Here is a 13,310-nt window from a genome sequence, read left to right as displayed (position 1 = left end):
TATTGCCCTTGACGAACCGGCCTCCCGACCGATTCGCCGACCCGGCAAACCCCTACCCTAAGGCTCCCCCCATGCCCTTCACCCGCACTAACGCTGTGTCCGCACACTGCCCGGCCGCGCATCTCACACCCGCGAGCCGTCGTCGGTTGTCACGACTTTCAACGCCGCTTCCGTCGCTGCACGAGATCGCTCGATCGGACCGCCGGATGCTGTCGCCTTGCCCGCTCCCGTGACCGGGAGCGGGCCCAGCTCCGCGGCGATCAGACCCGCGACGAAGGGGGCGGCGAACGACGTGCCGCTCCACGTGGCGAACCCGCCCCGGTAGTCCTCGGGCGCGATGGTCTGGCGGCGGCGCTCGTAGCGATCCTCGCGCGTCGCCGCCTGCCGCCCGCCCTCGAACGCCGGCATGCAGCTGACCGCCGAGGCGCCCGGGGCGTACACCCGCACCCAGGGCCCCACATTGGAGAACAGCGCGACCGAGGTGGCGCCCGGATTGAGGGCGCCGACCGACACGTGCTCCGCGAGGTCGTCTGGCGCGATGCCGTTGTCGGCGTCGGGCCAGGCCCACAGCGAGGCGGGGAAGCTCGGCCGGTCGATCGCATCGTTCCCCGCAGAGCACACGACCGCGACGCCGAGACCGCGCGCAGCCTTGAGCAGGTCGTACAGGGTGCGCGAGTAGAGCCCGTCCTCCGGGGTCTCGTGGTAGTAGCTCAGCGACATGCTGATCACGTCGATGGCCGCTCCGCCCTTCTCCCCCGCGCGGTGCCGACGGGCGAGTTCGAGGATCTGCCGCAGCGAGAGGATCAGCAGGTGCTCCTCGACGACGCCGAGCGCGTCGGCGAGACGCACGGTGACCAGGTCCGCCTCGGGCGCGACCTGCCGCACGATGCCCGCGATGAACGTGCCGTGCCCGGCGACGGGGTCGATCTCGCCGTCGAGCTGGCCGTAGAGATCGCCGTACCGCTCGGGATCCGCCTCGTCCGTCAGCCCGATCGGCTCCCCGTCGAGATCCAGCCGGCGGGTGACGACGTCGTCCGGCAGCCAGGGGTGCACACCGCACCCGGTGTCGAGGATCGCGACCACCGGCCGCCGCTGCCCGCGCCGCGGCGCGGCGCCCCGCACGGGCCCCGATCCGAGGTGCGCGACGGGCTGTCGTCCGCCGCATCCCGGCTGCGCGTACTCGGCCGCCCCGAACGGGTTCGTCTGGGTGAAGGGGTTGGTCTGGGTGAAGGGGTTCGTCTGCGTGAACGGGTTCGTCTGCGTGAACGGGTTCACCCGCACCGGGTCGATCGCGAGCACGTGGTTGAGACCGACGCCCGCCAGTCGTGAGCGTGTGCGCGCACGCGTGCGCTGCAGCAGCCGCCACGCGTCCGGTGCGAAGGGCATCGCGCCCTGACGGTCCGGATCGGCCGCCACGACGCGCACGCGCGTCACGCCGGGCACCCCCGCGAGCAGCTCGTCGGGCTCCTGCTCCGCATCGCGCAGCGGCTCACCGCGCAGGTCCGCCAGCTCGATGGTCCAGCCGAGCTCGCCGGCCACCCGCTCGAGGTCCTGGATGTTTCCGCTGCGTGTCGCGCGATTTCCGGAGACCAGCAGCTCCTCGGGCACGTACACCGTCGGGTAGGCCCGAATGCCGGGCACCTCGTCGACCGTCGGGTCGAGGGTGCGCCCGCGCGGCACGCTGCCGGCGGCGCGATCCCGCCAGGTCCAGTTCTCGGGCTGGGAGCCGTCGTCGGATGCCATGGGTCACCTCTCTCCGCGGCGGGGGCCGCACTCCACCTCTCGGCGCCCCGGGGGTGGGCCGCCGTCAGCAGAGGGAGAGGATCACACCTCGAACTGCGGCGTGATGAACTCCCTCAGCTCTCCGTCCAGGCGAACGATCAGTCGCACGGACGACAGCCCCGGGGCCACGTCCGTGAAGGCGAAACGGCCCTGTTCGTTCAGCTCGGCCGCCCACTCACGGGCATCCTGCGACAGACGCGCGGCCAGCACGGCGGGCTCCGACCAGCCGTCCACGCGCCGCAGACCGTTCTCGGTCGCCGACACGTGCAGCAGAACACTGGTCGTCTCGTCGCTGAACTGCAGGGTGAGGCGCTCCTGCTCGGTGCGCACCGCGGCGCGGTCGGCCGAGACCTCGGTCAGCAGCGCGTACTCGCGCGACAGGTCATCGACCGCGACCGCCGCGATCATCCGCTCGGCCAGGTCGACGGGCGGGGCGTCCTTGCGCTCCCACATCCGCGCGAGCGCATCGAGCATGCGGCCGTCTTCTTCTTCGCTTTCCACGTTCACGATCATCCCCGTCTCATCCCCTCAGGGCCGTCCAGCCGCGCACGCAGCTTTCCCAGGCACCGTTGCCGGGTGGGTCCGATGCTACCGATCGGCATGTGGAGATCGTTGGCGATCCGCCGATAGTCCGGACGGTCGTCGAATGCGACGATGCGCAGCAGCCGGCGGCAGCGCTCGTCGAGGCCGCCCACGGCGTCCCACAGACGCTGGGCCTCGAGCTCTCCCATCGCCTGGTCCTCCGCCGTGGCGCTGGTGGGCATCCGGCGCTCGAGGGCTTCGTCCTCCGTAGGGTCCGCGCGTCCGTCGATCTTCGCCGTGCGCCACGCCTCGCGCCGCGCGGTCATGGTGAGCCACGCCGACACCGCGAGCGGGTCGACGATGGTGTCGTGCTTGCGCACGAAGGTGAGCCACGTGGCCTGCACCACGTCCTCGGCGGTCTCGCGGCGGAGGCCGTAGGCGCGCACCACGTGCCAGAGCACGGGGCTGAGCAGCCTCACCAGCTCGTCCAGCGCGCGGGCGTCGCCCTGGTCGCGCCACCGCAGGAACAGCCGGGCGGCCTCCTGCCAGCGCGCGCGCCGGTCTCCCGCATCGTCGCCGGGTGCCTCGGGCACCTGATCCGTCACACGGGGGGACGTGACGGGGACGGCTCCTGGTTCGGGGAGTTCCGGGAGACGCGGCAGAGGATCTTCCTCCACGCCGGTCATCCTGGCGTCAGCAGCGATGTCGACACAAGAGCCCCGAACGGGAATGTCTGCGAATTTCACCTGCACACCCCCTCGAGGACATGAATCGGCGGATCTCCGACCAGCGGAGTGTGGACGAGATCCGGATTCTCGGGGCCCGGGTCTGCGACGAAGCGGAAGGCGACGGTGGCCGTGCCGCCCGGCGGAAGCACCACGCGCGTGGCGGCGCCCGGCCGCCCGACGACAGTCGCAGCCGTCCATGGCACGGGCTCCCCGTCGATGGTGACGGCCTCCACCACCGCGCCCGGCAGCGCCAGAGCGGTCAGACGCAGCCCGATGTCCTCGCGGTCGAAGCCGCCGAAGGCCGGGAAAGACGTCCACGGCAGGGTCATGCCCGTCTGCACGGCGCTGGAGAGCTCGGCGCTGACGACGGTGGTCTCGCGCCCGTCCGGCCGGCAGCTGGTCGTCTCGAGCGTCATCGAGGCCGCGAGGTAGGCGTCGAGCTTGCCGCCCGTCAGGTCGTCGAACAGCAGGGCGTGCGCCCGTCGCTGCTCCATACGCGCGGCGAGGCCCGCCGCGGCGGTGTCGGCGAGCACGGCCTGCTCGGCGGGATGCGCGCTCCACACCGCGAGCCGGCCCGCATCCAGCAGCGGGGCGAGGTGGAAGGCCATCCCCGGCGCCTCGGCGGGGGTGGCGAGTGCTGCCGTGAACACGGTCTCGGTGACGACGCGGAAGAACGCGGTCTGCGCGTCCTGCTCCCGCTCGAGGTAGGGCCGGCGCAGCAGCGTGTCGACGACCTGCTCCGCCCAGATCTGCTCGCCGTCCACGGTCACGGGGCCGGTCAGCGCCAGCAGCGGCTTCAGCACCAGCGGATCGAGCGCGACGACCGCGTCGGCATCCTCTCCCGTGTGTCCGCGCCACCAGGCGGCGGCGATCTCGGCCGAGAGCGGGAAGTCGGGCGTCGCGGCGATGTTCTGCACGAACCGCCCGACGCCGTCGTCCGCGCGGGTGGAGGCGTCGGCCGGGATGGTGATGTCGGGGGCCTCCGTCGGCGGGAACACCGAGCTGTCGGCCTGGCCGGCGAGGGTCATCACCCCGTCCTCGGCGCGGATCGCGACGAACGTGCCGGTGATGCCGCCGGCGGCGCGCAGCTCGGCCGGATTCTGCAGCATCAGCAGGATCAGACGGGGCTCGTCGGCGCCGAGCAGCGGGGGCACCACACGCGCGGTCGCGCGCATCGCCTCGAGTGCGGGGCCGGTGCGGTCGATCATCGCGTCGAGGGTGTCGATCCCCTTCGCGACGGGCGACAGGAGCTCGCCGCGGTCGATGCGGTCGAGGGTCGTGCGCGCCTCACCCAGCGCCGCGACGAGGTCGTCGAGCGGCGGGGTGAGCGCCCGGATCGCGTCGACGTCGAGGCCGTCGGAGCGCGACGGCCGAAGCACGGCGCTCGAGGCGACCAGCACCTCGTGCCCGGCCGTGGTGAGGCGGGCGAGCTCCGCGGCACCGAGACGGGCGGCGCGCAACTGGGCACCCGCGAACGGCAGGACCTCCGCGGCGCGCCAGACCGGATCCGACGTCAGCGAGGCCAGTGTCAGCGCATGCCCGGCGAGCGCCCCCGCGTCGCCGGACATGCGGTCCAGGAAGGACGCGGCCGAGGCCGCATCCGCATCGGCGACGTCGAGCGTCGCCTCGAACTCCTCGGCAGCGGCCTTCAGCGCGACGGTCTCGCCGACGGCGAGCGCCCCGCGCACGACCAGCCATGCCCCCGCGGCGGCCACGAGCACGGCGGCGCCGATCAGCGACCGCCTCACCGCTCGTCGGACGTCCACGGCGGCCGTCACTCGCGAGGCCGGCGCCGGGCGTTCGCGAAGGCGAGTCCTCCGGCCACCAGGCCGCCTCCGAGCATCAGGGGCGCCAGCAGCTCGGGGCCCGTCGCGGCCAGCGCACCCTGCGGCGGTGCGCCCTGCGCGGGCGCGGCGACGACCGCCGGCACGCCGCGCGGGTGCAGCACGCAGCCGGGCGTCGACGGCGGGTACGTGGCCGCGACGGCGACCTCGGGGTTCACCTCGATCGAGATCGTCGCGCCCTCGCGCGTCCAGCCGAGATCGCCCTCGCCGACATCGGACCACTGACCGTCGGCCAGCACCCAGCCCGGCCAGTCCGATCCGGTCCCGGACGCGTCGACCGCGGAGCCGGGCCACAGCACCGTGCCCGCGAGGCGGTTGTCGGGGCCGAAGGTGCCCAGCGCCAGCTCGAGATGCTCGTCGCCCTTGTCGAAGACGAGGAACGCGTCACGCGAGGTCGAGAGGCCATCCGGATCGACGAGCGTGATGTCGTACGTGACCCACGGGGCGTCCGAGACGCACTCCGCCGATGCGGTGGCGTTCAGCGACGGCCCAACGGGCTGCTCCGGCGGGTACGTGTCGTCGACCGACGCCGGCGCGCCGAGAGCGAGCGCCAGCGCCGCCCCCGCGATGATCCCGAGCATGACCTTCTCCATCCCGGCCGCGCGAGCCGCGGGCCATACCTCTCACGAGGCGGAGCCGCGGATCCTGATACACGGATCCGGGGAGAAGGAGGTCAGGCGGTGTCGCCCAGGGCGGCGAGCCGCTCGGCCTCGTCGGCCTCGATGCAGGACTGCACAAGCGGCTCGATGGCGCCGTCCATGACCTGGTCGAGGTTGTAGGCCTTGTAGCCGGTGCGGTGATCCGCGATGCGGTTCTCCGGGAAGTTGTACGTGCGGATGCGCTCGGAGCGGTCCATGCCGCGGATCTGCGACTTGCGCGCGTCCGAGGCGATCGCGTCGAGCTGCTCCTGCTGGCGCGCCAGCAGTCGCGCGCGCAGCACGCGCAGGGCCGCCTCGCGGTTCTGCAGCTGCGACTTCTCGTTCTGCATCGAGACGACGATGCCGGTGGGCACGTGCGTGATGCGCACGGCCGAGTCGGTCGTGTTGACCGACTGCCCGCCGGGGCCCGACGAGCGGAACACGTCGATCTTCAGGTCGTTCTGATCGATGTGGATCTCCTCGGGCTCGTCCACCTCGGGGAACACCAGCACGCCGGTGGTCGATGTGTGGATGCGCCCCTGGGACTCGGTCGCCGGAACCCGCTGGACGCGGTGCACACCGCCCTCGTACTTGAGGTGCGCCCAGACGCCCTGCGCGGGATCCGAGGACGAGCCCTTGATCGCGATCTGGACGTCCTTGTAGCCGCCGAGATCCGACTCGTTGTAGTCGAGGAGCTCGGTCTTCCAGCCCTTCGAGGCCGCGTACTGCATGTACATCCGCAGCAGGTCGGCGGCGAACAGCGCGCTCTCGGCGCCGCCCTCGCCGCCCTTGATCTCCATGATCACGTCGCGCGCGTCGTCCGGGTCGCGCGGGATCAGCAGGCGGCGCAGCTTCTCCTGCGCGACGGCCAGCTTCTCCTCGAGGACGGGGACCTCTTCGGCGAACATCTCGTCCTCGTGGGCGAGCTCGCGGGCGGCCTCGAGGTCGTCGCCCGCGGCCTTCCACGCCTCATGCGCCTGGACGATCCGGTTGAGCTCGGCGTAGCGCCGGTTCACCCGCTTCGCGCGCGCGGCGTCGGCGTGCACCGCCGGGTCGGAGAGCTCCTCCTGCACCCGGCGGTGCTCGTCGATCAGCGCGTCGACGGATTCGAACATCGACGGATCCGGATCAGCGGATGTCGTTCTCGTGGCCGGACGAGCGTCCGCCGGCCGCCGGGATCGACTTCTGCATCTGGACAAGGAACTCGACGTTCGAGGAGGTCTCCTTGAACTTGTCGAGCACGGTGCCCAGCGCCTGCTCGGGCGTGAGGCCCGCGAGCGCGCGGCGGAGCTTCCAGGTGATCTTGACCTCGTCCGACGAGAGGAGCATCTCCTCGCGACGCGTCGAGGACGCGTTGATGTCGACGGCCGGGAAGATGCGCTTGTCGGCGAGCTGACGCGAGAGGCGCAGCTCCATGTTGCCGGTGCCCTTGAACTCCTCGAAGATGACCTCGTCCATCTTCGATCCGGTCTCCACGAGCGCGGTCGCGAGGATCGTGAGCGATCCGCCGTTCTCGATGTTGCGCGCGGCGCCGAAGAAGCGCTTGGGCGGGTAGAGCGCCGAGGCGTCGACGCCGCCGGAGAGCACACGGCCCGACGTGGGCGCCGAGACGTTGTACGCGCGACCGAGGCGGGTGATCGAGTCGAGCAGCACAACGACGTCGCGACCCAGCTCGACGAGGCGCTTGGCGCGCTCGATGGCGAGCTCGGCGACCGTGGTGTGGTCCTCGGCGGGGCGGTCGAACGTCGAGGCGATGACCTCGCCGTTCACCGTGCGCTGCATGTCGGTGACCTCTTCGGGGCGCTCGTCGACGAGCACGACCATGAGGTGGGCCTCGGGGTTGTTGTGCGCGATGGCGTTGGCGATCTGCTGCAGCACGATCGTCTTGCCCGCCTTGGGGGGCGCGACGATGAGGCCGCGCTGGCCCTTGCCGATCGGGGCGACGAGGTCGATGATGCGCTGGGTCAGCTTCTCGGGGGCCGTCTCGAGGCGCAGGCGCTCCTGCGGGTAGAGCGGCGTGAGCTTCGAGAACTCGACGCGGTTCGCGGCGTCCTCGACCGACAGGCCGTTGACCGAGTCGACCTTGACGAGGGCGTTGTACTTCTGGCGGCCCTGCTGCTCGTTCTCGCGGGGCTGCTTGATCGCGCCGACCACGGCGTCGCCCTTGCGCAGGTTGTACTTCTTGACCTGGCCGAGCGAGACGTAGACGTCCTGCTGGCCGGGCAGGTAGCCCGTGGTGCGCACGAAGGCGTAGTTGTCGAGCACGTCGAGGACGCCCGCGATCGGGATCAGGACGTCGTCCTCGGTGATCTCGGTCTCGAACTCGTCGGCGGTCTCGTTGCCGCGACGCTTGTTGCGCGCGTTGCGACCGTTGCGACCGCCCTGCTCGGCGTCGTCCTGCACCGGGGCGCCCTGGTTCTGACCGCGCTGGTTGCGGGGGTTCTGCGCCGCCTGGCCACGCTGGTTCTGGGGGGCCTGCTGCGCCGCCTCGGCCGGCTGCTGCTGGCCCTCGGCCTGCTCGCTCTCGCCGCCGTCCTTCTTGCGGTTGCGGCTACGCGAACGGCTGCGGCTGCGACGGCTCGGGCCCGAGCCGGACTCGGCGGCGTCGCCCTCGGTCTGCTCGCCCTCGGCGTCGGCGGAGGCCTCGGCCTGCTCGCCCTCTGCCTGCTCGCCCTCGGTGCGCGCCTCGGCGTCCGTCTCGGCGGCGTCGGCGTCGGCCGTCATCTCGGCGGGCTCCTCGGCGGGGGTCTCCTCGGCGGCGGGCTCCTCGGCGGGGGCCTCCTCGGCGGGAACCTCGATCGGCAGCTCCTCGGCCGGCGCGGCCTTCGGGGTGCGCTTGCGCGGGGCGCGCTTCGGCTTCTCGGGCGCGGCCTCGACGGGCGCGGCCTCGACAGGTGCGGCATCGGCGGGCGCGGACTCGGCCGCCGGCGCCTCTGCCGGGGTCTCGGTCGCGGCCGGGGTCTCGGGGGTGTCTGTCGACTTCGCGCGACGGGGGGCGCGCTTGCGCGGCGCCGCCTTCTTCACGGGGGCGTCGGACGCCGTGGTGGTCTCGGGCTGCTCGCTGACAGCGGCGGCCTCGTTCTGGGTCTCGGAGATGGTCTCCACGAGTTGCTCCTCTAGCTGGAACGTCATGTGTTCGCCCGATGCACGTCGGGCGCGCGTCTGAGACGCGCGGTGGTCGCCCAGGCGCTCGAAGGTCAGCTGCTCAGGTGAGCAGCTGCGCAGTGAGCTGGTCGGAGGACCTGTGCGGGGCTTCGCAGATTGCGAAAGTGGTGGTCAAGAATCGTGCCGAGCGGCACCCACCGGGGTTTCCCTCACTGTACCACCCTTGAAATCGACGGCGAGCATGAGGGTCTCCCACGGAGTGTCCGACACCTGCGCGACCAGCTCGGCCGCCTCGGCGCGGCGGCCCGGGCCGTCGGCGAGCACGAGCACGCTGGGGCCCGCGCCCGACACGACGGCCGCGAAGCCGGCCGCGCGCAGCGCGCGCACGAGCTTGTCGGTCTCGGGCATCGAGGCCGCGCGATAGTTCTGGTGCAGCTTGTCCTCGGTCGCCGCGAGCAGCAGATCCGGGCTCTGGGTCAGCGCGGCGATCAGCAGGGCCGAGCGCGAGACGTTGAACACGGCGTCCTCGCGCGGCACCTCGGGGCCGAGCACGCTGCGCGCCGTCTTGGTCGACATCGTCGTCTCGGGGACGAACACCACGGGGGCCACGCCCCGGTGCACCAGCAGCTTCTTGTGGTGCGGCGCGCCGTTCTCGTCGAGCCACGCGATGGTCAGCCCGCCGAACAGCGCCGGCGCGACGTTGTCGGGGTGACCCTCGACCTCGTTCGCCATGCGCAGCAGATCCTCGTCGGTCAGGTCGACGTCGCCGGCGAGCAGCCCCGCCGCCGCGAGCACGCCCGCGGCGACCGCGGCGGCCGACGACCCGAGGCCCCGGCCGTGGGGGACGCCGTTGCGCGCCACGAGGCGCAGGCCGGGGGCCGTGCGCCCGAAGGCCTCGAACACGTGCTGGATCGTGGTGACGATGAGGTGCGAGGCGTCCCGAGGGATCTCGTCCGCCCCCGAGCCCGTCACCTCGATGTCGAGCTCTCCGGCCGGCAGCGCCGTGACCGTCAGCTCGTCGTACGCCGAGAGCGCGAGCCCCAGGCTGTCGAAGCCCGGGCCGAGGTTGGCGCTCGTCGCCGGCACACGCACGAACACCGTGCGGCCCGGCTCGCCCGCGGCGGCGGAGTGCTCCCCCACGCTCACTCGCCTTCCACGCGCAGGACGGACACCACGCGCTCGACGACGTCGCTGGCCGCGAGACGCGCGACCGTGTCGCTGAGCGACTGCTCGAGGGCCCGGTGCGTGCCGATCACGATGTGCGCGCGGCCCTCGGCGTCGGCCGAGGGGGTCTGCTCGATGGTGGCGACCGAGACCCCGGCCTCGCTGACGGCGGTGGCGATCTCGGCCAGGGCGCCCGGCTCGTCGGCGACCTCGAGGGTCACCTGGTAGCGCGTGGTGATGCGCCCGATCGGCGCGGTCGGCAGGCTCTGGCGGGGCGACTCGCCCACGCCGATGCCGCCGGCGATGTGGCGGCGGGCGGCCGAGACGACATCGCCCAGCACGGCCGACGCGGTCTGCAGGCCGCCGGCGCCCGCGCCGTAGAACATCAGGTCGCCCGCCGCCGCCGCCGAGACGTAGACGGCGTTGTTGCCGCCGTGCACGCTCGCCAGGGGATGCTCGCGGCTGATCAGCGCGGGGTAGACGCGGACCGAGATCGACTCGCCCTCCTCGCCCTCCAGGCGCTCGGCCACGGCGAGCAGCTTGATCGTGTAGCCGGCCCGACGTGCACCCTCGATCATGCCCGCGGTGATGTGCTCGATGCCCTCGCGGTGCACGTCCTCGAGCGCGACCTGCGTGTGGAACGCCAGGCTCGCGATGATCGCGGCCTTCTGGGCCGCGTCGTAGCCGCCGAGGTCGAGCGTCGGGTCGGCCTCGAGGTAGCCGAGCTCGGTCGCGATCCGCTGCGCCTCCTCCGCCGACAGGCCCTGGCGGTCCATGCTGTCGAGGATGAAGTTGGTGCTGCCGTTGACGATGCCGAAGACGCGCTGCACCCGGTCGCCCGCGAGCGAGTCGCGCAGCGGGCGGATGATCGGGATCGCACCGGCCACGGCCGCCTCGTAGGAGACCGACGCGCCCAGCTGGTCGGCTGTGTCGAAGATCTCGGCGCCGTGGGTCGCGAGCAGCGCCTTGTTGCCCGTGACGACGTCGGCGCCCGAGTTCAGCGCGGTGAGGATGTGCGTGCGGGCCGGCTCGATGCCGCCCATCAGCTCGATGACGATGTCGGAGCCCTCGATGAGGCTCTTGGCATCGGTCGTGAGCAGCTCGCGCGGCAGCTCGATGTCGCGCTTCGCCTCGACGTCGCGCACCGCGATCCCCGCGAGCTCGAGCGTGGCCCCGGCGCGCTCGGCGAACTCGTCGGCCTGGGTGAGCAGCAGGTTCGCGACCTGCGAGCCGACGGATCCGGCGCCCAGCAGGGCGATCCGAAGGGTGCGGGTGTCGTTCATGCTTCTCCCTTTCCGGCCGGCTCGGAGGCCGCAGGTGCCGGATCGATGCCGGCATCGCGCGCGAGCAGATCCTCGATCCGCTCGCCCCGCACGATGACCCTGGCGCGTCCGTCCGCGACCGCCACGACGGGCGGGCGCGGGATGTGGTTGTAGTTGCTGGCGAGCGCGGCGGTGTAGGCGCCGGTGGCCGCGACGGCGAGCAGATCGCCGGGGGCGACGTCGCCGGGCAGGTACTCGTACTCGACGACGACGTCGCCGGACTCGCAGTGCAGCCCCACGACGCGGCTGAGCACCGGGGCGTCCACGCCCTCGCGCGACGCGAGGCGGGCCGAGTACTGCGCGCCGTACAGCGCGGGGCGCGCGTTGTCGCTCATGCCGCCGTCGACCGACACGTAACGGCGCTCGGCGCGGCCCTCGCCCTCGCCGAGCGCGACCGACTTGATCGTGCCCACTTCGTAGAGCGTGACACCGGCGGTGCCGATGATCGATCGACCGGGTTCGAACGCGAGGACGGGCAGCTCGATGCCGCGCACCGCGCACTCGTCGGCGACGGCATCGACGATGCCGTCGGCCAGCTCGGCGATGGGGCTCGGGGTGTCGGCGCGCGTGTAGGCGATGCCGAAGCCGCCGCCGAGGTTCAGCAGGGGCTCGGCCGGCTCGCCCTCGGGGGTGAGCGCGGTGAAGCGCTCCTGCTCGAGCAGCAGGGCGTGCAGCTCGACCACACGCGACGCCGACTCGCGGAAGCCGGCGACGCCGAAGATCTGCGAGCCGATGTGGCAGTGCAGGCCGGCGAAGTCGACCAGCGGCAGCTCATGGATCCGCTCGACGGCCTGCACGGCCGCCTCGAGCGCGAAGCCGAACTTCTGGTCCTCGTGCGCCGTGGCCAGGAAGCTGTGGGTGTCGGCATGCACACCGCTGTTGACGCGGACCAGCACGTTCTGCCGGCGGTCCAGGCGCTCGGTGATGGCGGCAAGGCGCTCGATCTCGATCTCGGAGTCGACGATGATCGTGCCCACGCCGACCTCGACCGCCCTCTCGAGCTCGAAGACGCGCTTGTTGTTGCCGTGGAAACCGATGCGCGCCGCGGGCACCCCCGCGGCGAGCGCGACGGTCAGCTCGCCGATCGAGCACACGTCGACGTTCAGGCCCTCCTCGGTCACCCAGCGGGCCACCTCGGACGAGAGGAACGCCTTGCCTGCGTAGTACACGCGGGCCGTGCCGCCGTGGCGTGCGGCGGCGTCGCGGAACGCGGCGAGGGTGCCGGCCGCGCGCGAACGCACCTCGCCCTCGTCGAGCACGAGCACCGGGGTGCCGAACGTGCGCGCGAGCTCGGGCGCCGGGATGCCGGCGAGCACCAGGGCGCCGTCGTCCTCGCGATGCGCGGAGGCGGGCCACACCCCCGGAGCCAGGTCATTCGGGTCGGAGGGCTCGGTGAGCCACTCGGGCGCGATGCGCGTGGTCTGATGGTCGGAAGCGTCGATTGACACGGATCACCTTCGGGATGGGATTGTCCGCGGGGCGGGAAATCACGCGTCCGCGGGTGCCCCGAGTCTATGGCACCGCCGCCCCGCGGCCCGACCCCGGGTGACGCCCTGTGAAGTCAGAGCGTCAGGCGCCAGCGCCGACTCGCCGCCGTAGCGTCGGAAGCCCGTGCGGGTCAGGATCGGCGCCGAGGTCGCGGTCCGCCGGTCGAGACCGCCTCGCCGTCGAGCTCGGCGAGGAGCCGGAAGACGGCGCCCTCGCGGATCGGCGCCCCCTCCTCGCTGAGCACCTCGCGGATCCGCTCCTCGTCCGGCTCGGCGTTGCCCCAGACCGCGCTGTTGATGCGCCCCACCGCCACGACGTCGTCGCGCGTCGCCACCCGCCGGGCACCGAGCCCGGGCGCGAGTCGCGCGGATGGGTCCAGCGGCAGCCCGAGCACGTCGAGCTCTTCGACCACCACCGCGCCGCGCGCGCCCAGCTCCTCGGCCAGCGCCGGATCGTCACGGTCGGACAGCGCCCATTCGAGCGCGCCGTCGCCCCATTCGCGGGCGACCGCGACCGCGGTGTCGACCAGCTCGGCCGCCGGCCGCGCCGAGTCCACCCGCTCCACGGCGACATGCCCGCCGAACCAGGCGGGGCGCTGCACGATGGTCAGCTCGCCCCGCCGCACGCGCGACCCCTCGGGAAGCCAGCTCCACTCGGCCGCCGCGGCCCGCACGTCGTCGTCACTCCACATGCGGCGAGACTAACGGCGCCGGACGG

The 13,310-nt window shown here is 72.6% G+C and carries 11 protein-coding genes; all 11 read right to left on the bottom strand.

Annotated features, from left to right (window positions below):
* Nucleotides 1-123: 123 nt before the first annotated feature.
* The 11 genes from ACOKGD_RS03850 to ACOKGD_RS03800 all read right to left on the bottom strand — a co-directional run bounded on the left by ACOKGD_RS03850 (nt 124) and on the right by ACOKGD_RS03800 (nt 13,284).
* The gene (locus ACOKGD_RS03850; RefSeq protein ID WP_342336678.1) at nt 124-1,743 is read right to left on the bottom strand and encodes a S8/S53 family peptidase; all 1,620 of its coding nucleotides are present in this window, start codon (nt 1,741-1,743) and stop codon (nt 124-126) included.
* Between the two features lie 81 nt (nt 1,744-1,824).
* Nucleotides 1,825-2,295 carry a hypothetical protein gene (locus ACOKGD_RS03845; RefSeq protein ID WP_342336679.1) on the bottom strand — a complete coding sequence of 157 codons (471 nt, stop codon included), beginning with the start codon at nt 2,293-2,295 and terminating at the stop codon, nt 1,825-1,827.
* Nucleotides 2,292-2,981 carry an RNA polymerase sigma factor gene (locus ACOKGD_RS03840; protein WP_421355085.1) on the bottom strand — a complete coding sequence of 230 codons (690 nt, stop codon included), beginning with the start codon at nt 2,979-2,981 and terminating at the stop codon, nt 2,292-2,294. The genes ACOKGD_RS03845 and ACOKGD_RS03840 overlap by 4 nt, the downstream gene beginning before the upstream one ends.
* A gap of 65 nt (nt 2,982-3,046) precedes the next feature.
* Nucleotides 3,047-4,798: a DUF4012 domain-containing protein gene (locus tag ACOKGD_RS03835; RefSeq protein WP_421355084.1), complete on the bottom strand. Its 1,752-nt coding sequence runs from the start codon at nt 4,796-4,798 to the stop codon at nt 3,047-3,049.
* An 8-nt stretch (nt 4,799-4,806) separates the two neighbouring features.
* Nucleotides 4,807-5,457, bottom strand: coding sequence for a cell wall protein (locus tag ACOKGD_RS03830; protein ID WP_342336683.1), 651 nt, complete (start codon nt 5,455-5,457; stop codon nt 4,807-4,809).
* Nucleotides 5,458-5,549: 92 nt separating this feature from the next.
* The gene (gene prfA, locus ACOKGD_RS03825; protein ID WP_342336685.1) at nt 5,550-6,629 is read right to left on the bottom strand and encodes a peptide chain release factor 1; all 1,080 of its coding nucleotides are present in this window, start codon (nt 6,627-6,629) and stop codon (nt 5,550-5,552) included.
* A gap of 13 nt (nt 6,630-6,642) precedes the next feature.
* A complete protein-coding gene (gene rho / locus ACOKGD_RS03820) occupies nt 6,643-8,646 on the bottom strand; it encodes a transcription termination factor Rho (RefSeq protein ID WP_421355083.1) in 2,004 nt (667 codons plus the stop codon).
* A 144-nt stretch (nt 8,647-8,790) separates the two neighbouring features.
* Nucleotides 8,791-9,759: a homoserine kinase gene (thrB, locus tag ACOKGD_RS03815; RefSeq protein WP_342336689.1), complete on the bottom strand. Its 969-nt coding sequence runs from the start codon at nt 9,757-9,759 to the stop codon at nt 8,791-8,793.
* A 2-nt stretch (nt 9,760-9,761) separates the two neighbouring features.
* Nucleotides 9,762-11,066 carry a homoserine dehydrogenase gene (locus tag ACOKGD_RS03810; protein ID WP_342336691.1) on the bottom strand — a complete coding sequence of 435 codons (1,305 nt, stop codon included), beginning with the start codon at nt 11,064-11,066 and terminating at the stop codon, nt 9,762-9,764.
* Nucleotides 11,063-12,553 (bottom strand): diaminopimelate decarboxylase, encoded by a 1,491-nt coding sequence (gene lysA, locus ACOKGD_RS03805; RefSeq protein WP_342336692.1) that lies wholly within the window; start codon nt 12,551-12,553, stop codon nt 11,063-11,065. The genes ACOKGD_RS03810 and lysA overlap by 4 nt, the downstream gene beginning before the upstream one ends.
* 170 nt (nt 12,554-12,723) lie before the next feature.
* The gene (locus ACOKGD_RS03800) at nt 12,724-13,284 is read right to left on the bottom strand and encodes a hypothetical protein (RefSeq protein ID WP_342336693.1); all 561 of its coding nucleotides are present in this window, start codon (nt 13,282-13,284) and stop codon (nt 12,724-12,726) included.
* Nucleotides 13,285-13,310 lie beyond the last annotated feature (26 nt).

Source organism: Microbacterium phosphatis (assembly GCF_049177115.1).
GTDB lineage: Bacteria > Actinomycetota > Actinomycetes > Actinomycetales > Microbacteriaceae > Microbacterium > Microbacterium phosphatis.
This window is presented reverse-complemented; position numbering and strand designations above follow the sequence as displayed.